This is a genomic window from Paracoccus pacificus (assembly GCF_042680785.1).
Taxonomy (GTDB): Bacteria; Pseudomonadota; Alphaproteobacteria; order Rhodobacterales; family Rhodobacteraceae; genus Paracoccus; species Paracoccus pacificus.
This window is the reverse complement of sequence record NZ_JBHUEN010000043.1, coordinates 591149-615140: the sequence shown is the minus strand read 5'-3', so window position 1 is coordinate 615140 and position 23992 is coordinate 591149. Positions and strand designations below refer to the sequence as shown.

The following is a 23992-nucleotide window of genomic DNA, read 5'->3' as shown; positions in this document are numbered from 1 at the left end:
GCCGCCGATGGATGCGCCGGCCAAACGGTCGGTTTCCATCGACGGGCATCGCACCTCGGTCAGTCTGGAAACCGCATTCTGGCGGGCGTTGGACAGCGCGGCGCATGCGCGCGGCACCACCCGCGCGGCGCTGATCGCGGAAATCGACCATGCACGACCGCCCGACGTCGGGCTTGGCACCGCCTGCCGGTTGTTCGTGCTGGACGTTCTGACCCGCGCGGGAAAGCCCGGTCAGCCCCCGGCCTGAAAACCCTGCCGGACCGCCGCCTCACAGCGGCGCGAAAGCTCCTTGCGGTCCAAGCCCTTGACCGGAACCGGCGGATGCAATGTCACGCTCACATGTCCCTGACGGCCCGCGCTCAGCACCTTCAGCAGATGCGAGCCAAGGTCCATGTCGCCCCACCAGCCGTAAAATCGGGGATCCTCGCCCTCGGGCGCGAAATAATTGACGGTGACCGGCTGGACGGCCAGACCGTCGGGCAGTTCGGGCGCCAGAAACCCCTGAAACAAGGTCGCCTTGAACGGCAGAATCCGCCGGCCGTCGGTCGAGGTGCCCTCGGGGAAAAACAACAGCCGGTGCCCGGCGGCGGTGCGCTCGGCGAACTCGGCCGCCTGCGCGCGCGCAAACTTCGGATCGCGGCGCACGAAATGGGTATTGGTCACCTTGGTCAGGATATTGATGCCCGGCCAGCCCGCCACCTCGGATTTTGACACGAAGAAGATCGGCATCGCCGCGTTCAGGGTGAAGATGTCGAGCCAGGTCGAGTGATTGGCGACCGCCGCCCCGAAACCCTTCATCGGTGTGCCGATCCGGCGCCAGCCCAGACCGATTATGCCAAGACATATCCGGCAGACCCCCTGCACCCACGGGCCGGTCCACGGGCGACGCGGGCCGTGAAACGGCCGCTCGATCAGGCGCAGGATCAACAGCCCGATCACCCCGGCGAGCAGCACCAGCACGATACCGGCGCCGCGCAGCAGCGCGCGGAGCCAGCCGACAAGCCCGGGCCGGGCGTTGACCGGCTGGGGCGCGCCCCGCCAGGTCGCTTCGCCCCGGCCGGCGTCGATGCGGCTCATGCCCCCGGGCCCTCGGCGCGGCGGGCGTAGAACCCCCGATGCCGCTGCGACATGCGCGCCGTGTCCATCAGCAGAAACACGTCGGTGGTATTGAACTCATGGTCCAGAAAGGCGCCATTGCCGACCGTGCCGCCCAGCCGCAGATAGGCCTTGATCAGCGCCGGCATCCCCACCATCGCCGCGCGCTGGTTCAGATCGGCACGCGGGACCAGATCCATGCGCTGAAAGCCCTGCGGCAGCGCGGTCGGGCACAGATCATCCGGCGCGCGGTGCTTGTGATGCAGCCACGACAGCGGCTGCGCCAGCGCCTGCACGTCGGTGCCGTGAAAGCTCGCGACGCCGAACATGATCTCCAACTCGCGCTCCAGCACATATTCGGCCAGCGCGTTCCACATCAGGAAAACCCCGGTGCCGCCGCGATGCTCGGGCGCGACGCAGGACCGACCCAGTTCCAGCAGCCTGCGGCCCGAGCGGCGCAAGGGCGTCAGATCATATTCGGCATCGCAGTAGAACCGGCCGAATTTCTCGGCCGCGCGATCGGTCAGCAGCCGGTAGACCCCAACGACATAATCCAGCGAGCCCGGCGGCTGCCTGCGGTCGATCAGCAGCAGGTGATCGACGACCGGGTCGAACTCGTCCCGCTCCAACCGGGCATCGTGGTCGACCAGCGCGCCGTCCCCGCCCATTTCCTCGATGAACACGCGATAGCGCAGCCGCTGCGCCGACAGCAGATCGGTCTCGGATCGCGCAAGTCGCACATCGAACGGACCGGGATCTGGAAGAACGGTCAAAACAACAGCATCCTGTTCACCGACGCCGGAACGGCAAAGAGAGGGGGCGGTGATAAGGCCGGAACGCGCCAAAAGCAATCATATGGGACAGAAGTCTCTCCAAAAACGTCGGGCACGAATTGACTCGCCCCGGGGTTGTGTTATCGTTCACGTGACGCGAATTGGATTTTACCCAGTGACACCGACCAGTATCAACGCGATGCGCCGGCCGTCTATCACCTGTTTTCCCGCCTCGGTGAAATTTACCGTGATGCGGTCGCCAACCCGGCTTTGCACCTGCCCTTCGCCCCATTCCGGCGCGCCGGGATGACGGACGATCATGCCGGGTTCAAGTATCTCGTTCATCGGCATTCCTTTCATCCCGGCCCGCTCGGCCCGGTCAATCCACCCATGTTTCAAGGTAGATTCCAATGTCGTTTCATTCAACGCCCCCGGCGCGACCGACCCTGCAAGCCGCGACCCGTCCGGCCGGGGACCCCGGAACGCCCGTGCCGGGGCTGAGCGAGGCCGAGCTGGCCGGACTGATCGGGTCGCGTTTGTGCCATGACCTGATCTCGCCTCTTGGTGCGATCGGCAACGGGGTCGAGCTTCTGGGGTTGACCGGCGAATATCCCGGCCTTGCCGCCAGCCCCGAATTGCAACTGATCGCGCAAAGCGTCGAGGCCGCGCGGGGCCGGATCAGAGTGTTCCGGGTCGCCTTCGGACAAGCCGCCGCCGATCAGCGCCTGAGCCGCAGCGAGATCGCGACGATCATCTCCGATGTCGAGGCGGCGGGCCGGCTGAAGGTCGCCTTTCAGCCCGAAAGCGACCATCCCAAGGGCCAGATCAAGATGATCCTGCTGGCGCTGATGTGCATGGAAACCGCGATGCCGTGGGGCGGCCGCGTCGTTGTCGCACAGGCCGAGGACCGCTGGCGGCTGGTCGGCGAAAGCCAGCGGGTCAAGGCGGATCAGGCGCTGTGGCATTGGCTGGGCCACCAGACGCCGACGGACGAGGCGCGCGTCCCGCCCCAACCCACCGCGGCCGAGGTCCATTTTCCGACCCTCGCCGCCGAGGCGGCGCATCAGGGCCGCAAGATCGCATGGGAACTTGACGAGCAAGGCGCCGAGATCAGCTTTTGATCGGCGGCGCCGGGTTTTTTCCGGCCCCGCTGAGCGTCAGGCGCGCACCGTCCCGTCGCCGGTCACCAGATATTTGAAACTGGTCAACTGCTCGGCGCCGACCGGACCGCGCGCATGCATCTTGCCGGTGGCGATGCCGATCTCGGCGCCCATGCCGAACTCTCCCCCGTCGGCGAATTGGGTCGAGGCGTTGCGCATCAGGATGGCGCTGTCCAGCCGCTGAAAGAAGCGCGCGGCGGTGGCGTCGCTTTCGGTCAGGATCGCCTCGGTATGGCCCGAGCCGTGTTTGCGGATATGCGCGATCGCCTCATCCACGCCGTCGACCAGCCTGGCCGCGATGATCATGTCCAGAAACTCATGTCCGAAATCCTCGGGCCGGGCGGCGACGGTGCCGGGAATCTCGGCCAACGCATCAGCGGCCCGCACCTCGACCCCCGCGTTCAACAGATCCTCGACCAGCACGGCGCCGTGCTTGTCATAGAACGCCCGGTCGATCAGCAGGCACTCGGCCGAGCCGCATATGCCGGTCCGGCGGGTCTTGGCGTTCAGCACCACCCGCCGCGCCTTTTCCAGATCCGCGTCGCCGTCGGCATAGACGTGGCAGATGCCTTCCAGATGCGCAAAGACCGGAACGCGGGCTTCGGACTGGACCAGACCGACCAGCCCCTTGCCGCCACGCGGGACGATCACGTCGATGCCGCCCTGCGCGCGCAGCATCGCCGATACGGCGGCGCGGTCGCGGGTCGGGACAAGCTGGATCGCGGCCTCAGGCAGCCGCGCCTGCCGCAGCCCGGTAAGCATGGCGCGATGAATCGCGGCCGATGAGTTCAGGCTTTCGGATCCGCCGCGCAGGATGACCGCATTGCCGGATTTCAGCGCCAGCGCGCCGGCATCGGCGGTGACATTGGGACGGCTTTCATAGATCACCCCGATCACGCCCAGCGGCGTGCGCACCCGCTGGATATGCAGGCCCGACGCCATGTCCCATTCGGTGATCACCTGTCCCACGGGGTCGGGCTGGGCAGCGACCGCCCGAAGCCCGTCGGCGATCGCCCGGATCCGGGTATCATCCAGCCGCAGCCGGTCGATCATCGCGGGCGACAGACCCTTTTCCTCGGCGTAAACCAGATCTTCGGCGTTGGCGTCCAGAATCTCGTCCTTCGTCGCAAGGACGGCGTCGGCGGCACCGATCAGGGCGGCGTGCTTGCGCTCGGCCGAAGCAAAGGCAAGCTCGGCCGCCACTTCGCGCGCATCGACCACCATTCGGCCGATCAAGGCTCCCGCGTCATCCATGTCCTTCATCGCGCTTAGGCCCCCATCTGTCCGTCCCGTCCGCACCCGCGGCGGCATATCGTCGTCTTACCCGATCCGCTGCGGGAACAGGAGTCCACAAATGGCCATGTTTTTCCCGTTGATCAATAGCCGTCGCCGCTGCGCGCCCCCCGCATCGGTGCTGTATCCGTCCGTTCCTTCGCCGTTACGCAGCCCCTGAAAGGCGGCGGTGCCGATCCGTCCGGCACGGCGCTGATGACATGCCAGCTACGGCGCCTTCCTGCTGATCTTCAGCGGATTTGCCGGAAAATCCACGGATTTCAAACGGCAACCGACGCGCGTGTCGCCGGCCTCGTCCCTGCGTGCGCGATGGCGGGACGCGGCCGGATCATGTATGCTGGGGACCACCCCTGTCGCACCGGGCCCGAGCCCACCCGGCGTCTGGCGGCGATAAGCACCGGGGCGGACCTGCATGCGGCGGAACGCGGCGCTGCGCCGCGCGTCATCCGCGACTTTGGCTGAGAGGTTTCGGGATGCGGGCAGAGGCGATACTGCGGATATTGGCCTGGTTCGTGGTGCTGGTGCTGGTCGGCGCGGCGGTCTTTCTGTGGCTCGCGCGGCGCCCCGCGATCCCGGAAAACCCTTCGGCCGCCAGTCAGGCATTTCCGGCCGCGACGATTGCACGCGGGGCGGATCTGGCGGCGGTCGGAAACTGCGTCGCCTGCCACACCAAACCGGGCGAGCCCGCATTCGCGGGCGGCCTCGACATTCCGACGCCCTTTGGCGAGATTTATTCGACGAACATCACCCCCGACCCGGAAACCGGCATCGGAAACTGGAGCCTCGACGCCTTCCGCCGCGCCATGCGCGAGGGCGTCGACCGCGCGGGCAACCATCTTTACCCGGCCTTTCCCTATGACCAGTACACCCGTGTCTCGGATGACGATATCGCGGCGCTTTACGCCTATCTGATGACCCGGCCGGCGGTCCGCCGCGAAGACACGCCAAACCGGCTGGTCTTTCCGCTGGGCTTTCGCCCGATCCTGGCGGGTTGGAAACTGCTGTTTCTCGACAAGGGCGAGTTGCCGCCCAGAGATGACAAAAGCGATCAGTGGAATCGCGGGGCCTATCTGACCGAGGGTCTGGGCCATTGCGCGGGTTGCCATACGCCCCGGAACGCTTTCGGCGCGCTTGACGACAATCGCCATTTCGACGGCGGCGAAGCCGAGGGCTGGCAGGCCGTCGCGCTGAATGCCTCGAACCCGGCGCCGGTTCCGTGGACGCAGGAAACGCTGCAACAATATCTGCGGCAGGGCTGGAACCAGACCCACGGCGTCGCGGCCGGCCCGATGGCCGAGGTCACCGCCAATCTGCGCTTCCTGCCCGATGCCGATATCGAGGCGATGGCGGTCTATCTGCTGGACCAGATGGGCAGCCGCGCGCCGCGTGTCACCGACCGCGCGGATGCGCCGGCCGGACGCGGCGCCGAGATCTATGCCGCGACATGCGCGCAATGCCACGACGCCGGCAAACCGCAACCCTTCGGCGGCCTGCCGCTTTCGCAAAGCACCCCGGTCAATGCGCCGCATCCGCAGAACGTCGTCAATCTGGTGATGTTCGGCCTGCCGCCCGCCGATGGCGAGGCCGCGCCGATCATGCCCGGTTTCGGCAACGCGCTGAACGATGCCGATATGGTGGCGCTGCTAGGCTATCTCCGCGCGCGTTTTTCCGCCGCGCCGGCGTGGCAGGGACTTGACCGGATCGTCGGCGACACACGCTCGGGCCGCTATCGCGTGACCACGTTGCCGGCCAATGGAATCGAACGCGGCCCAGCAAACGTAAATGCCAAGGGAGACTGAACATGCCCACGACCCTGAAGGTGAACGGGACCGAAACCAGCGTCGACGCCGACCCTGAAACGCCCCTGCTTTACGTGCTGCGCGACGATCTTGGGCTGAACGGGGCGAAATACGGCTGTGGCCTTGGCCAATGCGGCGCCTGCACGGTGCTGATCGACGGCCGGCCGGTCCTTTCCTGCGTCACTCCAATCTCGGTCATTGGCTCGGGCGCCGTCGAGACGATCGAGGGGCTTGGCTCGGCCGAGGCGCCCGGGCCGGTCCAGCAGGCATTCATCGAATTGCAGGCGATGCAATGCGGCTATTGCATCCCCGGCATGATGATGCGGACCGAAGCCCTGTTGCGGGGCAATCCCGCGCCGCAGGATCGCGACATCCGGGCGGCTTTTCAGACCAATCTGTGCCGCTGCGGTACGCATATGCGGATCATGGCGGCCATCCGGCGCGCCGCCGAACTGTACCGTGACGCCAACCCCGTTGAGGAGGGCTGACCATGCCGACAGGTTCCGAAATCGCAAAGCCCCTCGATCTTACCCGGCGTCAGGTCATCGCCGGGGCCGGCGGCCTGATCGTCGGGTTTTCCTTTCTGCCGGCCCGCGCGCAGCAAGCCGCGCCCGCGACGCCCGAGCCGCCGCACCTGCCCGGCAGTCTGGACGACACGCGCATGCTTGACGCGTGGATACACATCGCCCCCGACGACACGATCACGGTATTTTCGGGCAAGGCCGAGTTGGGGCAAAGCATCAAGGTGCCGCTGATGCAGATCGCGGCCGAGGAACTGGGCGTCGACATCGACCAGTTGACCCTGATCAACGCCGATACCGGCCGCACGCCGAACGAAGGCTTCACCGCCGGCAGCATGACGATCCAATACAGCGGCACGGCATTGCGGAACGCCGCCGCGCAGGTCCGGGCGCTTTTGATGGCGACGGCGGCGCGCCGCTGGGGCATCCCTGCGGAGGGCATGCGCGCCGAAAACCGCCAGATCATCGCCCCGGACGGGCGCCGGCTGCGCTTTGGCGCGCTGGTCGCGGATACGGATCTCAAGGTCGAGGCGCAACCGGAATCGCCCCTGACCACGCCCGAAAGCTTCAGGCTGATCGGCCGGTCCCTGCCCCGCCCCGACATCACCGTGAAGGCGACCGGAGGCGCGGCTTTCGTTCAGGACATGCGCCCCGAAGGCATGCTGCACGCCCGGGTGATCCGATCGGCTGCGCCCCGCGCGGTGCTGATCGACGCCGATATCGCCGCCGCCGAAGCCATGCCGGGCGTGGTCTCGGTCATTCGCGACGGCAGCTTTCTGGCCGTGGTGGCCGAGCGCGAGTTTCAGGCGATCACCGCCATGCGGGCGTTGCAGGCCAGCGCCAAGTGGCAAGACGGCCCGTCGCTGCCCGATCAATCCGCCATGTCCGACTGGCTGGAGGCGAATGTCAGCGAAACCGGCGTCGTCGCCGAGGAAGGCGACCCCGACGCCGCGCCGGGCAAGATCTATGAGGCGGTATTCACCCGCCCCTATATGATGCACGGATCTATCGGGCCGTCCTGCGCGCTGGCGGTCATGGCGGATGACGGCCTGACCGTCTGGTCGCATACGCAGGGGGTTTTCCCGGACCGTGCCGCGATCGCCGAGCTGTTGGGCATGGATCCCGCGCGGATCCGGGTCATCCATGCCGAAGGGTCGGGATGCTATGGCCATAACGGCGCCGACGACGCGGCGGCCGATGCCGCGCTGATCGCCACGAAATTGCCCGGTCGCCCGATCCGGCTGGTCTGGATGCGCGAACAGGAACACGCGAACGAGCCATACGGGCCCGCGATGCTGCTGAAGCTGCGGGCCAAGCTGGGGGATGACGGGCTGATCTCGGGCTGGACTTATGACGTTTATTCCAACACCCACAGCGGTCGGCCCGGCGGCGCGCCGGCATTGCTGGCGGGACAGACCAAGACCGATCCCTTCCCGCCGCTGAAGGGCAAGCTGTCGATTTCCCCGACCGGCAACGGCGACCGCAACGCGAACCCCTATTACCGGATCCCGAACCGGCGCATCCTGTGGCAGTTCGTCGAAAGCGCCCCTTTGCGGGTGTCGTCGCTGCGGGCGCTTGGGGCTTATGCCAATGTTTTCGCCGTAGAAAGCGCAATGGACGAACTGGCGCTGATGGCCGGGGCCGATCCGGTCGAATTCCGGCTGCGGCATCTGGACGATCAGCGTGCCCGCGACGTGATCGAAAAGGCGGCGTCGGAATTCGGCTGGCCCGGGGCCACGGCGCCGGACGGCACGCGCGGGGTGGGCTTTGCCTATGCGCGCTATAAGAACCTCACCTCTTATCTGGCGCTGGCGGTCGAGATCGCGCTTGATCCGGCGGTTGGCGATGTGCGGTTGGTCCGCGCCGTCGCGGCCATCGACGCGGGCGAGGCGGTCAGCCCCGACGGCATCATCAATCAGACCGAGGGCGGCATTCTTCAGTCGATGAGCTGGACGCTTTTCGAGGCCGTGACCTTCGACAGCACCAGCGTCACCAGCACCGACTGGTCAAGCTATCCGATCCTGCGGTTTTCGCATGTGCCGGACAGCGTCGCCGTCCATGTCATCGACCGGCCCGGCATGCCCTATCTTGGCGCCGGAGAGGCCGCACAAGGCCCGACCTGCGGCGCCATCGGCAACGCGCTGCGCAATGCGACCGGCCGCCGGGTGCATGATCTGCCGCTGAGCCGCGAACGGGTCCGCGACGCGATGCAGACCTGAAGGGCGCCGCCGGTTCAGCGCCTGCGCAGCATCCAGGCCATGGTTGCCGCCATCGGCAGCAACAGGATCGCGGCGATCAGGAAGGTGGTCGGATAGCCGTAAAGTTCGACCAGCGGCTGAACCACCAGCGGCGACAGAAACTGACCCAGAAACAGCGCCATGGTGACCGCGCCCGACACCGCGCCGCGGCGATGTTCGGGGGCGGCACCCAGCGCCGAGACCAGAAAGGTCGGCATCACATAACCCAACCCCAGCCCGATCAGCAGGGCGCCGATACGGACCGACGCCATCGTGTCGCCCGAATGCAGCGCAAAGAACCCTCCGGCAATGGTCAGATAACCCAGCGCAGGCGTCAGCCCGGCCCCGAGTTTTGCGCGCACCGTGGCAAAGCTGATCGCCGAAAGCCCGCCCGCGACGGTCACAAGCGCCATCGCCTGCGCCGAGGCCGAGGGCTCGGGGTGGCCGATGCTGACCAGATAGAACGGGATCTGCGTCGGCATGATATAGAAGATGGTCAGCGTCCCCGCCGCCAAAAGCGCGATGACGGCGACGAATTGCGGCCAATCGGCACGGCCGTCGGTCACGCCGTGTCCGGCCGGGCTCTGGGTCTCTTCCGGCTCGGGCAAGGCGCGCCACAGAAACGGCAGATAGACAAAGCCAAGCGCATAGATCAGGAAAGGCAGCCGGGGCGAGATCCCGGCCAGCCAGCCCGCCAGCGCGATGAAGATGAACCCGCCGAGATTGGTGGCGCCCATCTGCCAGCCCATGAAACGGCCACGCAGCGGCGGGGCGAAATAATCCCCGACCAGCGCCGCCTGCGTGGTCATGATCAGCGCCACCGCGATTCCCAGGATCAGCCGGCTGGCGAATATGCCCTCGAGACTCGGCAGAACCGCCCCCGCCGTGCCGGCGACCGCGTAAAGCAGGATCCCTGACAAGAGCAGCGGCCGGCGTCCGTATCGGTCCGAGGCCATGCCGACGAAGGGGGCCGAGATCGCCACCAGCAGTGACGGCGCGGTAACCAGAAGCCGGGTCAGCAGCCCGGCGTTGGGGGTGTCCCGAAAGCTCGCCTCCAGCCCCGGCAGGGCCGGGGTGATGGTGGCGTTGGACATGATGGTCAGCGTCGCCGCCAGCAACAGCGCCCAGACCCGCTGATCGCTTAGCATGGCGCGGCCCTTCGGGTCGGGTCGCGCCATCGCATTCTGGGGTGTCGCCATCGTTGCGCTCCGGTTCGGATGTGGTCCCGTGCCCGTCCGGGGCCGGGGATCTGGTTCAATTCGGTTTGACGACGAAGGCACCGGCCTTGTTCAGTTGCGCAAGAAAGCGTTCCCGGAAATCCTCGGGCACCGCGTCGCGGACGCTGGCGCGCGCGGCAAGCGCCCGACGCCAGCCGTCAAGCCGGGGCAGATCGTCCAGCAGACCAACGGGACGCAGCGTGTTCAGCGCGTCGATCTGGCGGAAAGCCGGGGCATAGACGACATCGACGGCCGAAAACCCTTCGCCGGCAAAGAACGGACCCTTGACCTCAGCCTCGAGCGGTAAAAGACGCGATTTCACCGCCGCGCGCGCCTGATCGAACCCCGCCTGATCCGTCGCCGTGTTCAGCCGGTACAGATCGCCCAGCAGGGTGCCGGCATATTCGACCCATGCCCGCTGACGGGCGCGTTCCAGCGCATCTTCGGGGAAAAGCCGCGTGCCCGGCAACGTCTCGTCAAGATATTGCAGAATGACCGTGCTTTCGAAGATGATCGCCGGTTCGCGCCCCGCGGCCTCGACCTTCAGGACCGGCACCTTGCCCAGCGGTGAGATGGCAAGGAACCAGTCCGGTTTGTCGGCGAGGTCGATATAGACGACCTCGAACGGGACGCCCCGTTCCTTCAGCGCGATCACCGCGCGCTGCACGAAAGGACAGGTCGGAAAACTGATCAGCGTCAGTTTCGGCAGCGCGACGGGTTTCTCGCACACCCCGCCTTCGCAAACCGCCCCGGTTTCACCAAAGGGGATCAGGCCGCTCATGCCCCGGCCCCCGCGCGCTCGGATTGCACCTTGTTCAGGGCCTGCAGGAACAGCTCGGCCGGCTGGGCGCCCGAAATGGCATATTTCCCGTCGACCACAAAGAACGGCACGCCCTGAACGCCGATCGCCGCACCCTGTGCCTTGTCGTCGGCCACCGCCTGCCGATAGCTGCCCTTGGTCAGCGCCGCCAGCGCCGCATCGCGGTCAAGCCCGATTTCGGCGGCCAGATCGGCCAGATCGGCGTCATGCCCGACATGGCGGCCTTCGGTGAAATAGGCGCGCAGCAGGCGTTCCTTCATCTCTGGCCCCTTGCCCTGCGCCGCCGCGAAATGGATCAGCTCATGCGCCTTGCCGGTATTGGTCACCTTGATGTCGTCGAGGCGATAGTCCAGCCCCTCGTCGCGCGCGAGCCCGGTGATCTGCCGATTCATGCCCCGCACCTGATCCATCGAGGCGCCAAGATGGCCGGTCAGGTATTCGTCATGCGTGCCCTTGTAATCGGCGGGCGCGGCGGGGTTCAGTTGGAAGCTGTGATATTCGATCTCGACCGGGGCGCCGTCGAAATCCTTCAGCGCGGTCTCCAGCCGGCGCTTGCCGATATAGCACCACGGGCAGGCGATATCGGACCAGATGTCGATCTTGATGGGATTGGCCATGGGTTGGCTCCTTTACCTATCGCGTTCAGGCGGCAAGCCGCGCGCCAAGCGCGGCCTGCAATTCATCGCGCCGCATGCCGGCGCCAAAGACCGGCGTGCCGATGGCGAAGCCACGCGCATGCGCAAGACCGCCGACATCGACCGGATCAAAGCCGATGCGGTCGATGAAGCGCGCCACGGCCGCGCGGGCATCGGCATCGTCACCGGCAAGCGCCATCGCGCGGCGGTCGGGGTCGCCTTTCGGGCGCGCCTCACCGTCGATCTGATGATAGCCCATATGGTTGAAGCTGCGCACCAGCCGCGCGCCTTCCAGATGGTCGGCGACCACTTCGCTGCTGGACGGGGCGCCCTCGAATTCCGGCAGGGTGCCGTCGGTCGGCGCCCAATAGTTCATCGTGTCGATGACGATCTTGCCGGCCAGCGCCTTCGCATCGAGGCTGCGATATTTCGACAGGGGCAGCGCCAGCACGACGATATCGCTTTCGGCGATCACATCGGCCGCGTCGCTGGCGATCGCACCCGGCGCGGTGAATTGCAGCACCAGCGATATTTCGGATGCCGGCCGGGACGAGGCGACGCGCACCTCATACCCGGCGGCCAGCGCCCGGCGCGCGATCGCGGTCCCGACGCGGCCCGCGCCCAGAATGCCGATGACTTTCGGTTCGGTCATATGTTCCTCCTTCACGCGGTCGCGGCGGTGGCCTTTTCGGCCAGAGCGGCGTCGACCAGCGGTTTCACCTTGGTTCCCAACAGCTCGATCGAGCGCAGAAAGTCCTTTTGCGCCAGTTGCCCCAGATCCATCTGGAAAAAGTGGCGGTCATGTTTCATCGCACCGTGCAGCGCGACGATGCGCCCGGCGATCTCTTCGGGGGACCCCACAAACAGGGCGCCCCCGCCATTCGCCTCATAATCATAGCTTTCGCGGCGCGGGGCCGGAAAACCGCGGATCTCGCCCAGCGCGCGGAAGGCTTCGTGATAATGGTTCCACCACAGATCCTTCGCCGCCTTCGCATCCTCGCCGATGAAACCGGGGCTGGCGACCGAGATGCGGGTATCCGCGCCGGGCACGTTCACCTGTTCGACCGCCTTGCGGTACAGATCCGAAAGCGGCGCGAAGCGTTCCGCCTGACCGCCGATGATGGCATAGCTGATCGGAAGCCCGGCAATCGCCGCGCGAACGGTCGAGTTCGGGTTGCCGCCCGTCGCCAGCCAGATCGGCAGCTTGCCGTTTTCCGGGCGCGGCACGACCAGCGCGTCATCCAGCGCGGGACGGAAGCGGCCCTCCCACGTGATGTTCTCGGATTCGTTCAGCCGCAGAAGCAGGTCCAGCTTTTCGGCATAAAGGTCGTCGTAATCGTTCAGGCTGTGCCCGAACAGCGGAAAGCTTTCGGTCGAGGACCCGCGCCCCGCCGTGATCTCGGCCCGACCGTTCGACAGCGCATCAAGCGTGGCGAATTGCTGGAACACCCGCACCGGGTCGTCGGTCGACAGAACCGTCACCGCGCTGCCCAGAAGGATGTTCTTCGTCGTCGCGGCCGCCGCGCCAAGGATCACCGTCGCCGCCGAGGCCGGCATTTCACGGGTATGGTGTTCGCCGATACCGAAATAGTCGAGCCCGACCTGATCGGCCAGTTGAATGGCTTCCAGCAGATTGCGCTGCGCCTCGGCCGTGCTGCCAAGCTCGCCCGTCGCGGGGTCGCGCTGCACGTCGCCAAAGCTGTAGACACCCAATTCCATAGCATTCCCTCCTGTCATCAGCGGTCGCCGAAACTTTTCCGCGAGAAGCTTTTCCGCCCGAAATATTTCCGTCATCCACTGGTATAAATACGTAACTAGCACCTATATTGATACTTAAATCCGCCCTGCAAGAAGGCACATCCATGATACCAGATAATGCGGCCGCGACCCCCAGTCTGCTTGACGCCTGCGCGCCGGTGCGGGCGATCCTGAACCGTGTCGGCGACAAATGGTCGGTGTTGCTGGTGATGGCGCTGTGCGCCGGCCCGCGCCGGTTCAACGATCTGAAACGCGCGGTTCCGGGCATCACCCAGCGCATGCTGACCCTGACCCTGCGCGGGATGGAGCGCGACGGGCTGATCACGCGCGAGGTCTTTCCGACAACGCCGCCGCGGGTCGAATATGCGCTGACCGAGCTGGGCCGCTCGCTGCGCGAACCGGTCGAGGCCATCGGTCAATGGGCGGTCGCGAATGAGGCGAAGATCGCCGCCGCGCAGGCCCGCTATGACGCGGTGAACGGCTAGGCATCAACGAACCCGACCTCGCGATATGCGCGATGTGTCCGGCGTGATTTGGCCCTGAGCCGTCCCCGGCGCCGGGGTTTTGTCGGGCGCCACGAAGCCTTGCCATCATATCAATGCCCCCCGCGCCAGCCCGCCGGACCGACGCGCCACCCAACCGGGCGGCCGCGCCGAAAGGAAACGCCGGCCCTTGCGGACCGGCGCCTGTGTTGCAGCGCGTCACCGGCCTCAGGCGATCGGGTCACCCGTGACCGGGCCTTCCCAGTTCGGTTTCCAGCCCAGTTCCGGCGCGACGTGCTTGGCGAAGGATTCCAGAATATGCAGGTTATATTCCGGGCCAAGCTGGCTGGGGATCGTCAGCATCAGCGTGTCGGCCAGCGCGATGGCCTGATCCTGCTTCAACTGCTCGACCAGCCGGTCGGGCGTGTCGGCATAGGTCCGCCCCGAGGTGGCGCGGAAGCCGTCGATGATGCCGTAGCCGTCCCGCGCCTCGGCGCCGCTGCGATGGCCGAAATAGGCGGCGTCGGTTTCGTTCATGATCGGGATGATGCTGCGGCTGACCGAGACCCGCGGCGCGCCGGTATGGCCGGCGGCGCGATAGGCGTCACGGAAGCGGCGGATCTGTTCCGCCTGCAACTCATCAAACGGCTGGCCGGTATCCTCGGTCAGCAGCGTCGAGGACATCAGGTTCAGCCCCATCCGCCCGGTCCATTCGGCGGTTTCCCGCGTCGCGGATCCCCACCAGATGCGATCGCGCAGGCCCGGCGACTGCGGCTCGATCGGCAGCAACTGACCGGCGCCGACCATGCCCGGATTGCCCTTGGCGACGCCCTCGCCCGCGATCGCCTTCAGGAACAGGTCGAACTTTTCGCGCGCAATGTCGGCGCCGCGCGGATCGGTCGAGCCGGTGTATCCGAAGGTCTCGTAACCGCGCAGCGCCGTCTCGGGCGAGCCGCGGCTGATGCCGAGCGCGGTGCGCCCGTCGGCGATCACATCCAGCGCCGCCGCCTCTTCGGCCAAGTAAAGCGGGTTTTCATAACGCATGTCGATGACGCCGGTGCCGACCTCGATCCGCTTGGTCCGGGCGGCGATGGCGGTCAGAAGCGGAATCGGCGCCGCCTGCTGGCGGGCGAAATGGTGGACGCGGAAATAGGCGCCGTTGACGCCCAGCTCATCGGCGCCGACACCGATTTCCACAGCCTGCTTGATCATGTCGGCGGCGGTGATCGCCTGCGATCCGTAGGATTTGCCGTAATGTCCAAAACTCAGAAAACCAAAAGCTCTCATATCATCCTCCGGGAGGGACCGGCCCTGATCGGGCGGCGCTGCGGCACGGGGCGTCGCGTCATCGCTGAACACCCCCACCGTCTGGCACGCCCAAAGCCGGCCGGTTGGTGAATTCGATGGTGGTGACCGCACCGCATTTGGCAACGGGCGATCGGGTTTGGACTTGATAAGGTGATGTATCGGCCACTATTGCAGCGGGACGGGGCCGAATGCTGTGTTCGAAAAATCCGAACGGTGAAGCGATGGGTGGCCCCGGTATCGCCCATACGGATTCTGGCGGTGACGATGCATCGGCGTCGGACCGCAACCGTTTCATGGCGCTATGCCAAGGTCTTGGACCGGCATGATCGGATGTGAAAGCGGCGGCGGGTTTCTTAGGCGGCCTCGCCCTTGAGTCCTTCATCGTTCTGTGTGGCTGCACCCCCGATCCCTCCCCCGACCCTGCACCCCGGGAAACCGTTGTCCGGTTCGTGCCGATGCCACGAATCCGGAACCGCGAGCAACGCTGTTGCGCTATGATGACGGGCGGCCGGATGGCGCTAGAAGCGCGACCTGCGTCAGCGTGGCCGGAAAGGAACAGCCAATGACGATCGCGAAAGCAGGCGGGACGCGGGTGGCACGCGCCCCCGACGACCGGCAGGAAGGATCGCTCCCGGACCGGACAGCCTGCGTCGGCACCATCCTGATCCTCGCGGCCGGCCGGTCGAGCCGTATGCGCGGAACCGACAAGCTGTTGCTGCCGGTCGACGGCCAACCCCTGCTTGCACGCGTGGCACGGCGGGCCATCGCGACCGGCTGGCGCGTTCTGGTGGTCCTGCCCGCCGGTAACCTGCGGCGGTGGCAATGTCTGGACGGGCTGGACCTGACGCCGGTGATCGTGGGCGACACCTCGGAAGGGATGGCGGCCTCGGTCCGCGCCGGGGTCGCCGCGGCTGGCGATGTGCCGGGGTTGATGATCCTGCCTGCGGACATGCCCGATCTGGATACCGGCGATATGATGACGCTGATCGACGCCCATCGGGCACGGCCGGGATCGATTCATCGCGGCACCGCCGAAGGTCAACCCGGCCATCCGGTGATCTTTCCGGCCGCGCTGCTTGCGCAATTATTGCAGCTTACCGGTGATACCGGGGCGCGGCAGGTCATCCGCGACCACGATCATCTGGTCGAATATCACCCCTTGCCGGGCAATCACGCCACCACGGATCTTGATACGCCCGAGGCCTGGGCGCGGTGGCAGGCCGATCTTGGGCCGGACCATGCCCGGGACGCCGGGAAGGAAACGCCCGCATGAACCATCACCCCGGGAATGGCGCTGGCACCGCGTCCGGGCAGAATGGGCCGGCCACGTCGCCCGATGATCGCACGGTGCTGGAGAGGCTGGACAAGATGCAGCCCATCGAGGCGCTGATCGCGAACCCCGATGGCGTTCTGGCGCTGGTGACCGGCGTCGCGGGGCCTTCCTATCGCGCGCCCGGTGCGATGATGGCGATCTGGCCCGACGCGAAACCCGTCGGGCGGCTGTCCTCGGGGTGCATCGAGGCCGATCTTGCCATTCATGCCAAAGCGGCGCTGCGCGACGGCAAGCTGCGGGTGCTGCGCTATGGTGCCGGATCGCCCTATCGCGATATCGTCCTGCCCTGCGGCGGCGGTTTGCAGGTGACGCTGTTCCCCCGCCCCGACCCGTCCGTTCTGCGGGACCTGTCACAGGTCAACCGGCGACGTGCGACGGCTACCCTGCATATCGGGCGGGACGGCGCGTTGTTCGTCACCCAAGGTTCCGCCGTCACAACCGATTCGGAGGCCGCCTTCGTCTATCGCCCCGAACCGCAGTTCGTCATTTTCGGTGAAGGCCCGGAAACGGCGGCTTTCTCGGCCTTGGTTCATTCGATCGGCTACCGGCACATCACGGCAAGCAACGGTGACGCGGCCATGTCCGGGGTCGCGCGACCGGGCGAAACCCTTCGGCATGCCCCCGATCGGGCATTTCCGCTGCGCGAGGTCGACGAAAATACCGCCGTGCTGTTTTTCTTTCACGATCACGACCGCGAACTGCCGATCATCAAAGCCGCATTGCGCACCCCCGCGTTTTATCTGGGCGCTCAGGGCAGCCGCCGGGCCCATGCAAATCGCGTGGCGGCGCTGACCCGCGACGGCATCCCCGCCGCCCAGATCGCCCGCATTCACGGGCCGATCGGTCTGATCCACTCGGCCCGCGATCCCCGCATTCTCGCGGTGTCGGTGCTGGCCGAGGTTCTGGCGCGCGACCCCAATACCGGCCCGATCGCGAATCCCGCCGATCTCTCTGCATGATCCGGCTGGGTCTCGAAAGCGGCGGATTCCGACGAACGACAGAAATATTTCGTTTTGCGCGCCATGCCGGCCGGACCGGATAAAGGATGCGGGACAGGGCATGCAGTCCGCCGGATGATCGCCGCAAATGGCCGCGATGCCCCGACCAGCGTTGAAAAGCGGCATCGGCGATCAGGGAACCGGATAGGCCTCCCCTCGCCTGACCATGCGCCGATCCCGATCACGGACAACGCCCCGTCAGGGGCGCCAAAACCGGCATGTGTAGGGGAAAATGGCGCGGTTGACGGGGCTCGAACCCGCGACCCCCGGCGTGACAGGCCGGTACTCTAACCAACTGAGCTACAACCGCGCGCGACGGCCTTTGGAAACGGATGGTGATGGCGCGGTTGACGGGGCTCGAACCCGCGACCCCCGGCGTGACAGGCCGGTACTCTAACCAACTGAGCTACAACCGCAGCACCATCCCGGCTTCCGCCGGACGTGACGGGGGGTTTACGCAGACCCCGCGACCACGTCAAGCCGCATTCACGCGAAAACACGTAATGAAAAGGGGCGCCCGAAGGCGCCCCGATCCAAAGCTGGTCGAACCGTTATTTCATCACAACGGTGTCGTCCCATTCAGGCAGAGCCTTCAGTTCATCCTTGGTGTAGTTGGTCACGAAGAATGCCTGAGCGGGCTTTGCCGGATCTGCGGCGGCGTCAGCCGGGGCCGGCGCAGGGGCAGCGGCCGGATCGGCCGGCGGTGCCGCGGGATCGGCCGGGGCCGGGGCTGCAGCGGCATCAGCGCCTTGGATGGCGACATAATGCAACTGATCCGTGCTGAGCAGGACCTTCTTGGCGCCGATGCCAAGGAAGCCGCCCACATCGACCAGATAGCCGACGACCTGGCCGTCCTGCGACAGCACCAGATCGCCAACCTTGGCCACCTGGGTCCAGTCAGCCGGGACCTCGGTCAGGGTGCGCTGTTCCCATGCGGTCGAATTCGGCTGGTTGGTGGTCCAGACCTCTTTCGACAGGACCCACGACCCCAGCATGCCGGGCTCGTTGGCCGATACGCCGATGTCGGCTGCGGTCGCCGCGTCGGCGGGCGGCGCGACTTCGGCCGGGGCTTCCGCAGCAGGCGCGGTCCCGTCCGCAGGCATGGTCGCATCCGGTGCGGGAGCTGCGGCGTCGGGCGCGGGCGCAGTCGCGTCGGGCGCAGGGGTGGCGGCCGCATCGGCAGCGTCACCCGCAGCCTTGGCTGCATCCTCGGCGGCGGCACCGGCATCCTGCGCGGCGTCGGCCGCACCCTGCGCGGCGTCGGCCGCAGCGTCGCCGGCCTGATCGGCGGCATCCGAAGCGGCGTCGGCGGCTTCCTTGGCGGCATCGCCGGCCTGATTGGCGGCATCCGCAGCGGCATCAGCCGCAGGCGCGGCCGCGTCGGCCGGAGGAGGTGCTGGGGTATCGGTCGCGGTCTGCGCATAGGCAGGTGCAACCAGCGAAAGAGCCGTAGCAGCAACAATAAGCGGTTTGGTGAAATCGTATTTCATCATTAAGATCCTCTTAAGGCTCGGTCGTATCCAGATGCCTCAACCCGGCATCATCAATGAGCCAACGCAGCGACCGGCGAGTTGTTCCGACCAATTGTTGATGCAATTGCCTGAAAACCCGCGATGAACCGGCCGATCGCCAGAAAAACCGGGATAAAGCCGGGCGCGATGATCGACGGGTTTCTGCCGATCGGCGGGGTTCAGCCGCGCGGAAAGCTGATCCGGCCCCCGCCGGCGTTCCGAGGCACGGCGGTCGTGCTTGGCCCCGAGGTCGGCAGCCCCCGCAAAACCCGCGCCGCAAGCCATGCGAAAGCCTGCGCCTCCAGCATGTCGCCATCCAGCCCGATGGCCTCCACGGGCTCGGCCGAAAGCCCCGTCAGCGCCGCCAGCCGCCGCATGATCACGGGATTGTGACGCCCGCCCCCGCAGACCAGCAGCCGTTCCGGTCGTGTCGGCAGCAGATCGACGCCCGCCGCCACCGATGCGGCGATCACCTCGACCAGGGTCGCCGCCGCGTCGCTGTCGCTTAATTCCGCGACCGAAGGCAACAGGTCGGGAAACCCGTCCCGATCCAGCGATTTGGGCAGCGGCCGGGTGAAATAAGGATGGCCAAGGAACGCCGCCACCGCCTGCGGGTCGGGCTGTCCCGCCGCCGCGAGCTGACCCGATTCGTCCCGCGCCCGCCCCAGCCGCACCCGCATCAGGTCGTTCAGCGGCGCGTTCGCGGGGCCGGTATCGAACGCGATGCAGGCGCCATCCTCTTCGGGCGCGGCATGCGCGGGATCGACAAGGGTCATGTTGCCGACCCCGCCCAGATTAAGGAAAGCGACCGGCTGACGCGGCATATTGCCTTGCGCGATCGCCCATTTCGCACAGGCGAAATGGAAAAATGGCGCCAGCGGCGCGCCTTCGCCACCGCGACGCACGTCCTCGGTGCGGAAATCCCAGACCACCGGACGCCCCAAAGCCTGCGCCAGCCGCCAGCCTCGCCCGGCCTGATGGGTGCCCCTGCCCCGCGGATCATGCGCAAGGGTCTGGCCGTGATAGCCGAAAATCCGCGCTTCGGCGAAACCCGCAAGAACCTCGGCATGGGCGGTCTCGGACAGTTCGGCCGCCGCGTCGACACCGGGATCGCCCGGCCACAGGCCAAGGGCGGCGTGCAGCACAGCCGTCTCGTTCCCGTTGTAGGCGCGATAGGCGCTGCGCCCGAATTCGACGATGCGCCGGCCGTCGGTCAGGACCGCCGCCGCGTCCACCCCGTCCAGCGAGGTTCCCGACATCGCGCCCACGGCCCAGATCGGGCCTGCCCCAGTTTCGTCCCGCATGGTCTTTTCCTTCAAGGATCGGGCAGATATATCCCCGGCATCCACAAGGGAAAAGCCGCCATGACCTATCGCCCCAGATCCGATTTCCTGTCCGTCGTGATTGAGCGGGGCTATCTGGCCGATTGCACCGACCTGCAAGCCCTGGACGAGGCGCTGCTGGCCGGGCCGGTCACCGCCTATATCGGCTATGACGCCACGGCGGCCAGCCTGCATGTCGGGCATCTGCTGAACATCATGCTGCTGCGCTGGTTCCAGAAAACCGGGAACCGGCCGATCACGCTGATGGGCGGCGGCACGACCAAGGTCGGCGACCCCTCGTTCCGGTCCGAGGAACGGCCCTTGCTGACGCCCGAGGCGATCCAGTCGAACATCGACGGCATGCAGGCGGTCTTTGCGCGCTATCTGGATTACGGCGACAGCGGCGCGCAGATGCTGAACAATGCCGCATGGCTCGATGGGCTGAACTATCTGGATTTCCTGCGCGACATCGGGCGGCATTTCAGCGTGAACCGCATGCTGGCCTTTGAAAGCGTCAAGTCGCGGCTGGACCGCGAACAGTCGCTGTCGTTCCTAGAGTTCAACTATATGATCCTGCAAGCCTATGATTTTCTAGAGCTTTACCGGCGGCACGACTGCCGGCTCCAGATGGGCGGGTCGGATCAATGGGGCAATATCATCAACGGCATCGACCTGACCCGGCGGGTGCTTGACCGCGAAATCTGGGGCCTGACCACGCCGCTTTTGACCACCAGCGACGGGCGCAAGATGGGCAAGTCGGCGGGCGGCGCGGTGTGGCTGAACGGCGCGATGCTGTCGCCCTATGAGTTCTGGCAGTTCTGGCGCAACACCACCGATGCCGATGTCGGGCGGTTCCTGAAGCTGTATACCGACCTGCCCGTCGCCGAATGCGACCGGCTGGGCGCGCTCGGCGGGTCCGAGATCAACGCGGCGAAGGTGGTGCTGGCGAACGAGGTCACCGGGCTTCTGCACGGCACCGAGGCCGCCGCATCGGCCGAGGCGACCGCGCGCGAGGTGTTTGAACAGGGCGGCGCCGGCGCCGATCTGGAGGTGGTGACGATCGGCGCGGATGCGCTGCCGGTTTCCGTCATCCAACTGCTGTCGCAGACCGGCATCACCACATCGGGCAAAGAGGCCAAGCGCCTGATCGCCGAGGGCGGTCTGCGGCTGAACAACGAACCCGTCGCCGATCCGCAGGCACAGGTGGACGCGGCGCTGATCGGGGCCGGGCTGAAGGTCTCGGTCGGCAAGAAGAAGCACCGGATGGTGCAGGTCGGATAAGCGAAAGGGCAGGGGAAACCCGGCCTTTTCGGTTCCATTTACAGCACAATCTTCAGTGAGCAATCGTCAAGACGACATTTTTTTGCTGAATGTATACACCTTCGAAACCGAGCCAAAACCACGCTAGAAAAATTCACATTCAAATATCCCAGCTCAACCCCACCACATGCGCTATCTCCGACATGTTGCCCAGGAAAATATTAGACAACCTAGGTAGGATAATTCCCATCTAACCTCGCACCACCAGCCGCAGGAAGTGAAGGAACACGACGCCAAAGGTCAATAAAAACGTATAGGCCATTGAAGTAATCCTAGCGTTGCTTCTTATTAGCGACTGCTTCTGCACAGCCTCGCGTTGGGCCCATCGCAAGCCCTCCTCCAATTCATATTCGATACGTTCCTTCTGCTCCGACACGCAGACTGTCTGGGTCGAATATTTTGCAATTTCCTCATGTGTAGGAACTAGAACAAGTCTGGGAAACCTTGACGGAAGAATAAGGCTCTTCATCCTTAGCCAAACGTCATGCAGACCAACGACTACGGCCTGCAGCCCCGACACGATGGCAACAAGCAAACCGAACACCAAAGATAAATTGGCAACAGAGAGGAGATCATCCAACACTCGTGAGGCTCATTCCAAAATTCAACGAAACTACCGCAATTATGAGACCGCGCCCCCAAAAATCAATTAATTTGGTTGGCAGCCTCTTACGTATTTCGCAGCCTTCGTTGGCCGAAGCGCTTAGCCGCGCCCCACCCGCAGCGCGGCCGCCATCACCCGGTCGAGCGATTGCAGGAACCGCGCCCGGTCGGCCTTGGAAAACCCCCTGCCGCCGCCCTGATGAAACGGATCGGCCGCGCGGATGTCCTGCATCAGGTCGCGCGTCGCCAGCCGCGGGCCGATATTGGCCATGGTCAGCACCTCGCCGTCATGCTGGATCACCTGCGCGCCGGCCTTCAGGCAGCGGTCGGCCAGCGGAAGATCGCCCGTCACCACCACATCGCCCGGCCCGCATTCGGCGGCGATCCATTTGTCGGCCTCGTCCGGGCCGTCGGGCACGATCTTCAGCGACACCAGCGGGTTCGGCGAGGGCCGCAGCCCGCCATTGCAGACCAGCACCATCGGCAGGCGCAGCCGGGTGGCAACGCGCTCGGCCTCGGCCTTCACCGGGCAGGCATCGGCGTCGATGTAAAGCGTGGTCATCTCATTCGCGCCTTTCCAGACCAACCCGGGCCACACCATAGGCCGGATCGCGCGGCGCCGGAACCACCCGGCGGGCCGGTCGCCGCCGGCATCGGGTCGTTGCAATGGCGACGCCCGCCCGCCTATGCTGCGGATGACGGGTATCGGAGCATACATCATGCCTTCAGACGTTCTTCAACTGGGTCTGGACACGTTCGGCGACGTCAACGCCCTGCCGGACGGCACCCCCGCCCCCTATGATCAGGTGTTGCGAAACGTGATGGCGCAGGGCGTTCTGGCCGATCAGGTCGGGGTGGACGCCTTCGGCATCGGCGAACATCACCGCGACGATTTCGCCGTCTCGGCGCCCGAAGTGGTGCTGGCCGCGATCGCCGCCAGGACCGAACGCATCCTGCTGGGCAGCGCGGTGACCGTGCTGAGTTCGGACGATCCGATCCGCGTCTACGAACGTTTCGCCACGCTCGACGGGTTGTCGAACGGAAGGGCCGAGGTGACGCTGGGGCGCGGCTCGTTCACCGAATCCTTCCCGCTTTTCGGCTATGATCTGGCCGATTACGAAATGCTGTTCAGCGAGAAACTGGATCTGTTCGCCGCGCTTCGGTCCGAAGGTCCGGTAAGCTGGTCGGGATCCTATCGCACGCCCCTGACCGAGACCGAGGTCTACCCGAAATCGGCGCGCGGCGGCTTCCCGGTCTGGGTCGGTGTCGGCGGCTCGCCCGAATCGGTGGTGCGGGCGGCGCGATACGGCTTTCCGCTGATGCTGGCCGTCATCGGCGGCGATCCGGCGCGGTTCCGCCCCTTCGTCGATCTTTACCGGCAGGCCCTGACGAAACTGGAACTGCCGGAGCTGCCGGTCGGGGTGCATGCGCCCGGCTTTGTCGCCGACACGGATGAGCAGGCGCGCGAAATCCTGTTCCCGCATTTCAAACGCGCCCGCGACCGGATCGGCCGCGACCGTGGTTGGGGGCCGGTGACGCGGGAACAGTATATCGCCGATATCGAACATGGCGCGATGCATGTCGGCGCCCCCGAAACCGTGGCCCGCAAGATCGCCAGCACCGTCCGGACGCTGGGGCTGAACCGCTTTGACCTGAAATACAGCTATGGCACGCTGCCGCACGAAGACCTGATGCGCGCGATCGAGTTGTTCGGCACCAGGGTCGCCCCGATGGTCCGCGAGATTCTGGCGGGATGAGCCGCCACGGCCCTGCCGCGATCGCCACCGGCCCGGCGAAACCCAAAAAA

Annotated in this window: 24 protein-coding genes and 2 tRNA genes; 10 read left to right on the top strand and 16 right to left on the bottom strand. The window is 66.1% G+C overall.

The window, feature by feature from the left end; translation table 11 throughout:
* Positions 1–7 precede the first annotated feature (7 nt).
* On the top strand, positions 8–247 hold the full coding sequence (locus tag ACFSCT_RS15455; RefSeq protein WP_379144408.1) for a ribbon-helix-helix domain-containing protein: 240 nt from the start codon (positions 8–10) through the stop codon (positions 245–247).
* On the opposite strand, the gene olsA is transcribed toward ACFSCT_RS15455, so the two are convergent.
* The 3 genes from olsA to ACFSCT_RS15440 all read right to left on the bottom strand — a co-directional run bounded on the left by olsA (position 232) and on the right by ACFSCT_RS15440 (position 2213).
* Positions 232–1077, bottom strand: a complete 846-nt coding sequence (olsA, locus tag ACFSCT_RS15450) for a lyso-ornithine lipid O-acyltransferase (RefSeq protein WP_379144174.1) — start codon at positions 1075–1077, stop codon at positions 232–234. The genes ACFSCT_RS15455 and olsA overlap by 16 nt on opposite strands.
* On the bottom strand, positions 1074–1868 hold the full coding sequence (gene olsB, locus ACFSCT_RS15445; protein WP_379144172.1) for an L-ornithine N(alpha)-acyltransferase: 795 nt from the start codon (positions 1866–1868) through the stop codon (positions 1074–1076). The genes olsA and olsB overlap by 4 nt, the downstream gene beginning before the upstream one ends.
* A 168-nt stretch (positions 1869–2036) precedes the next feature.
* On the bottom strand, positions 2037–2213 hold the full coding sequence (locus tag ACFSCT_RS15440; protein ID WP_379144171.1) for a DUF3553 domain-containing protein: 177 nt from the start codon (positions 2211–2213) through the stop codon (positions 2037–2039).
* Between the two features lie 65 nt (positions 2214–2278).
* Between ACFSCT_RS15440 and ACFSCT_RS15435 the strand changes: the two genes are divergently transcribed.
* Positions 2279–2989, top strand: coding sequence for a histidine phosphotransferase family protein (locus tag ACFSCT_RS15435; RefSeq protein WP_379144170.1), 711 nt, complete (start codon positions 2279–2281; stop codon positions 2987–2989).
* Between the two features lie 36 nt (positions 2990–3025).
* Here the strand turns inward: ACFSCT_RS15435 and ACFSCT_RS15430 are convergent, their stop codons facing one another.
* Entirely contained in the window at positions 3026–4291 is a 1266-nt protein-coding gene (locus ACFSCT_RS15430) for a glutamate-5-semialdehyde dehydrogenase (protein ID WP_379144168.1), read from the bottom strand.
* 503 nt (positions 4292–4794) lie between these two features.
* Between ACFSCT_RS15430 and ACFSCT_RS15425 the strand changes: the two genes are divergently transcribed.
* Genes ACFSCT_RS15425 through ACFSCT_RS15415 form a run of 3 tightly spaced genes read left to right on the top strand, consistent with a single transcriptional unit; the run spans position 4795 to position 8860 of the window.
* Positions 4795–6120, top strand: coding sequence for a c-type cytochrome (locus tag ACFSCT_RS15425; RefSeq protein ID WP_379144167.1), 1326 nt, complete (start codon positions 4795–4797; stop codon positions 6118–6120).
* A 2-nt stretch (positions 6121–6122) separates the two neighbouring features.
* Positions 6123–6608 carry a (2Fe-2S)-binding protein gene (locus ACFSCT_RS15420; protein WP_379144166.1) on the top strand — a complete coding sequence of 162 codons (486 nt, stop codon included), beginning with the start codon at positions 6123–6125 and terminating at the stop codon, positions 6606–6608.
* A 2-nt stretch (positions 6609–6610) separates the two neighbouring features.
* Complete coding sequence (locus ACFSCT_RS15415) at positions 6611–8860, top strand: xanthine dehydrogenase family protein molybdopterin-binding subunit (RefSeq protein ID WP_379144164.1); 2250 nt, start codon at positions 6611–6613, stop codon at positions 8858–8860.
* Positions 8861–8874: 14 nt separating this feature from the next.
* Here the strand turns inward: ACFSCT_RS15415 and ACFSCT_RS15410 are convergent, their stop codons facing one another.
* From ACFSCT_RS15410 to ACFSCT_RS15390, 5 genes are read right to left on the bottom strand one after another with little or no spacing between them, the layout of a single operon-like run.
* A complete protein-coding gene (locus ACFSCT_RS15410) occupies positions 8875–10077 on the bottom strand; it encodes an MFS transporter (protein ID WP_379144163.1) in 1203 nt (400 codons plus the stop codon).
* Positions 10078–10132: 55 nt separating this feature from the next.
* Complete coding sequence (locus ACFSCT_RS15405; protein ID WP_379144161.1) at positions 10133–10876, bottom strand: glutathione S-transferase family protein; 744 nt, start codon at positions 10874–10876, stop codon at positions 10133–10135.
* On the bottom strand, positions 10873–11532 hold the full coding sequence (locus ACFSCT_RS15400; protein ID WP_379144160.1) for a DsbA family oxidoreductase: 660 nt from the start codon (positions 11530–11532) through the stop codon (positions 10873–10875). Before ACFSCT_RS15400 ends, ACFSCT_RS15405 begins: the two co-directional genes overlap by 4 nt.
* Before the next feature lie 25 nt (positions 11533–11557).
* Positions 11558–12202, bottom strand: a complete 645-nt coding sequence (locus ACFSCT_RS15395) for an NADPH-dependent F420 reductase (RefSeq protein ID WP_379144158.1) — start codon at positions 12200–12202, stop codon at positions 11558–11560.
* 11 nt (positions 12203–12213) lie between these two features.
* Positions 12214–13269: an LLM class flavin-dependent oxidoreductase gene (locus tag ACFSCT_RS15390; protein WP_379144155.1), complete on the bottom strand. Its 1056-nt coding sequence runs from the start codon at positions 13267–13269 to the stop codon at positions 12214–12216.
* 143 nt (positions 13270–13412) lie between these two features.
* Between ACFSCT_RS15390 and ACFSCT_RS15385 the strand changes: the two genes are divergently transcribed.
* On the top strand, positions 13413–13793 hold the full coding sequence (locus tag ACFSCT_RS15385; RefSeq protein ID WP_379144154.1) for a winged helix-turn-helix transcriptional regulator: 381 nt from the start codon (positions 13413–13415) through the stop codon (positions 13791–13793).
* Between the two features lie 225 nt (positions 13794–14018).
* Here ACFSCT_RS15385 and ACFSCT_RS15380 read toward each other — a convergent pair whose 3' ends face one another.
* Complete coding sequence (locus ACFSCT_RS15380) at positions 14019–15077, bottom strand: LLM class flavin-dependent oxidoreductase (RefSeq protein ID WP_379144153.1); 1059 nt, start codon at positions 15075–15077, stop codon at positions 14019–14021.
* Positions 15078–15660: 583 nt separating this feature from the next.
* Here ACFSCT_RS15380 and ACFSCT_RS15375 point away from each other — a divergent pair.
* Both ACFSCT_RS15375 and ACFSCT_RS15370 read left to right on the top strand, forming a co-directional pair.
* Positions 15661–16371, top strand: a complete 711-nt coding sequence (locus ACFSCT_RS15375; RefSeq protein ID WP_379144150.1) for a nucleotidyltransferase family protein — start codon at positions 15661–15663, stop codon at positions 16369–16371.
* Positions 16368–17390 (top strand): XdhC family protein, encoded by a 1023-nt coding sequence (locus ACFSCT_RS15370; RefSeq protein ID WP_379144148.1) that lies wholly within the window; start codon positions 16368–16370, stop codon positions 17388–17390. The genes ACFSCT_RS15375 and ACFSCT_RS15370 overlap by 4 nt, the downstream gene beginning before the upstream one ends.
* Positions 17391–17662: 272 nt before the next feature.
* Here ACFSCT_RS15370 and ACFSCT_RS15365 read toward each other — a convergent pair.
* The 4 genes from ACFSCT_RS15365 to ACFSCT_RS15350 form a co-directional block, all read right to left on the bottom strand.
* A tRNA-Asp gene (locus tag ACFSCT_RS15365) sits at positions 17663–17739 on the bottom strand.
* A gap of 29 nt (positions 17740–17768) precedes the next feature.
* Positions 17769–17845: transfer RNA gene (locus tag ACFSCT_RS15360), tRNA-Asp, on the bottom strand.
* A gap of 135 nt (positions 17846–17980) precedes the next feature.
* On the bottom strand, positions 17981–18919 hold the full coding sequence (locus tag ACFSCT_RS15355; protein WP_379144147.1) for a hypothetical protein: 939 nt from the start codon (positions 18917–18919) through the stop codon (positions 17981–17983).
* Between the two features lie 200 nt (positions 18920–19119).
* Positions 19120–20244 (bottom strand): anhydro-N-acetylmuramic acid kinase, encoded by a 1125-nt coding sequence (locus ACFSCT_RS15350; RefSeq protein WP_379144145.1) that lies wholly within the window; start codon positions 20242–20244, stop codon positions 19120–19122.
* Between the two features lie 60 nt (positions 20245–20304).
* Between ACFSCT_RS15350 and tyrS the strand changes: the two genes are divergently transcribed.
* A complete protein-coding gene (tyrS, locus tag ACFSCT_RS15345) occupies positions 20305–21543 on the top strand; it encodes a tyrosine--tRNA ligase (RefSeq protein WP_379144143.1) in 1239 nt (412 codons plus the stop codon).
* Between the two features lie 229 nt (positions 21544–21772).
* On the opposite strand, the gene ACFSCT_RS15340 is transcribed toward tyrS, so the two are convergent.
* Together ACFSCT_RS15340 and ACFSCT_RS15335 are read right to left on the bottom strand one after the other, a co-directional pair.
* A complete protein-coding gene (locus tag ACFSCT_RS15340) occupies positions 21773–22165 on the bottom strand; it encodes a hypothetical protein (RefSeq protein ID WP_379144140.1) in 393 nt (130 codons plus the stop codon).
* Positions 22166–22285: 120 nt separating this feature from the next.
* Complete coding sequence (locus ACFSCT_RS15335; RefSeq protein WP_379144138.1) at positions 22286–22747, bottom strand: YaiI/YqxD family protein; 462 nt, start codon at positions 22745–22747, stop codon at positions 22286–22288.
* A gap of 157 nt (positions 22748–22904) precedes the next feature.
* Between ACFSCT_RS15335 and ACFSCT_RS15330 the strand changes: the two genes are divergently transcribed.
* Complete coding sequence (locus ACFSCT_RS15330) at positions 22905–23942, top strand: LLM class flavin-dependent oxidoreductase (protein WP_379144136.1); 1038 nt, start codon at positions 22905–22907, stop codon at positions 23940–23942.
* Positions 23943–23992: the final 50 nt, after the last annotated feature.

What these genes read in the sequence shown, in the direction of transcription:
- ACFSCT_RS15395 (WP_379144158.1), bottom strand. Translation starts at nt 12,202, where the DNA reads ATGACCGAACCGAAAGTCATCGGCATTCTGGGCGCGGGCCGCGTCGGG.
- ACFSCT_RS15425 (WP_379144167.1), top strand. Translation starts at nt 4,795, where the DNA reads ATGCGGGCAGAGGCGATACTGCGGATATTGGCCTGGTTCGTGGTGCTG.
- ACFSCT_RS15380 (WP_379144153.1), bottom strand. Translation starts at nt 15,077, where the DNA reads ATGAGAGCTTTTGGTTTTCTGAGTTTTGGACATTACGGCAAATCCTAC.
- ACFSCT_RS15430 (WP_379144168.1), bottom strand. Translation starts at nt 4,291, where the DNA reads ATGAAGGACATGGATGACGCGGGAGCCTTGATCGGCCGAATGGTGGTC.
- ACFSCT_RS15435 (WP_379144170.1), top strand. Translation starts at nt 2,279, where the DNA reads ATGTCGTTTCATTCAACGCCCCCGGCGCGACCGACCCTGCAAGCCGCG.
- ACFSCT_RS15350 (WP_379144145.1), bottom strand. Translation starts at nt 20,244, where the DNA reads ATGCGGGACGAAACTGGGGCAGGCCCGATCTGGGCCGTGGGCGCGATG.
- ACFSCT_RS15335 (WP_379144138.1), bottom strand. Translation starts at nt 22,747, where the DNA reads ATGACCACGCTTTACATCGACGCCGATGCCTGCCCGGTGAAGGCCGAG.
- ACFSCT_RS15405 (WP_379144161.1), bottom strand. Translation starts at nt 10,876, where the DNA reads ATGAGCGGCCTGATCCCCTTTGGTGAAACCGGGGCGGTTTGCGAAGGC.
- ACFSCT_RS15355 (WP_379144147.1), bottom strand. Translation starts at nt 18,919, where the DNA reads ATGAAATACGATTTCACCAAACCGCTTATTGTTGCTGCTACGGCTCTT.
- ACFSCT_RS15390 (WP_379144155.1), bottom strand. Translation starts at nt 13,269, where the DNA reads ATGGAATTGGGTGTCTACAGCTTTGGCGACGTGCAGCGCGACCCCGCG.
- ACFSCT_RS15330 (WP_379144136.1), top strand. Translation starts at nt 22,905, where the DNA reads ATGCCTTCAGACGTTCTTCAACTGGGTCTGGACACGTTCGGCGACGTC.
- ACFSCT_RS15440 (WP_379144171.1), bottom strand. Translation starts at nt 2,213, where the DNA reads ATGAACGAGATACTTGAACCCGGCATGATCGTCCGTCATCCCGGCGCG.
- ACFSCT_RS15420 (WP_379144166.1), top strand. Translation starts at nt 6,123, where the DNA reads ATGCCCACGACCCTGAAGGTGAACGGGACCGAAACCAGCGTCGACGCC.
- ACFSCT_RS15415 (WP_379144164.1), top strand. Translation starts at nt 6,611, where the DNA reads ATGCCGACAGGTTCCGAAATCGCAAAGCCCCTCGATCTTACCCGGCGT.
- ACFSCT_RS15410 (WP_379144163.1), bottom strand. Translation starts at nt 10,077, where the DNA reads ATGGCGACACCCCAGAATGCGATGGCGCGACCCGACCCGAAGGGCCGC.
- tyrS (WP_379144143.1), top strand. Translation starts at nt 20,305, where the DNA reads ATGACCTATCGCCCCAGATCCGATTTCCTGTCCGTCGTGATTGAGCGG.
- ACFSCT_RS15370 (WP_379144148.1), top strand. Translation starts at nt 16,368, where the DNA reads ATGAACCATCACCCCGGGAATGGCGCTGGCACCGCGTCCGGGCAGAAT.
- ACFSCT_RS15385 (WP_379144154.1), top strand. Translation starts at nt 13,413, where the DNA reads ATGATACCAGATAATGCGGCCGCGACCCCCAGTCTGCTTGACGCCTGC.
- ACFSCT_RS15375 (WP_379144150.1), top strand. Translation starts at nt 15,661, where the DNA reads ATGACGATCGCGAAAGCAGGCGGGACGCGGGTGGCACGCGCCCCCGAC.
- ACFSCT_RS15455 (WP_379144408.1), top strand. Translation starts at nt 8, where the DNA reads ATGGATGCGCCGGCCAAACGGTCGGTTTCCATCGACGGGCATCGCACC.
- olsA (WP_379144174.1), bottom strand. Translation starts at nt 1,077, where the DNA reads ATGAGCCGCATCGACGCCGGCCGGGGCGAAGCGACCTGGCGGGGCGCG.
- ACFSCT_RS15400 (WP_379144160.1), bottom strand. Translation starts at nt 11,532, where the DNA reads ATGGCCAATCCCATCAAGATCGACATCTGGTCCGATATCGCCTGCCCG.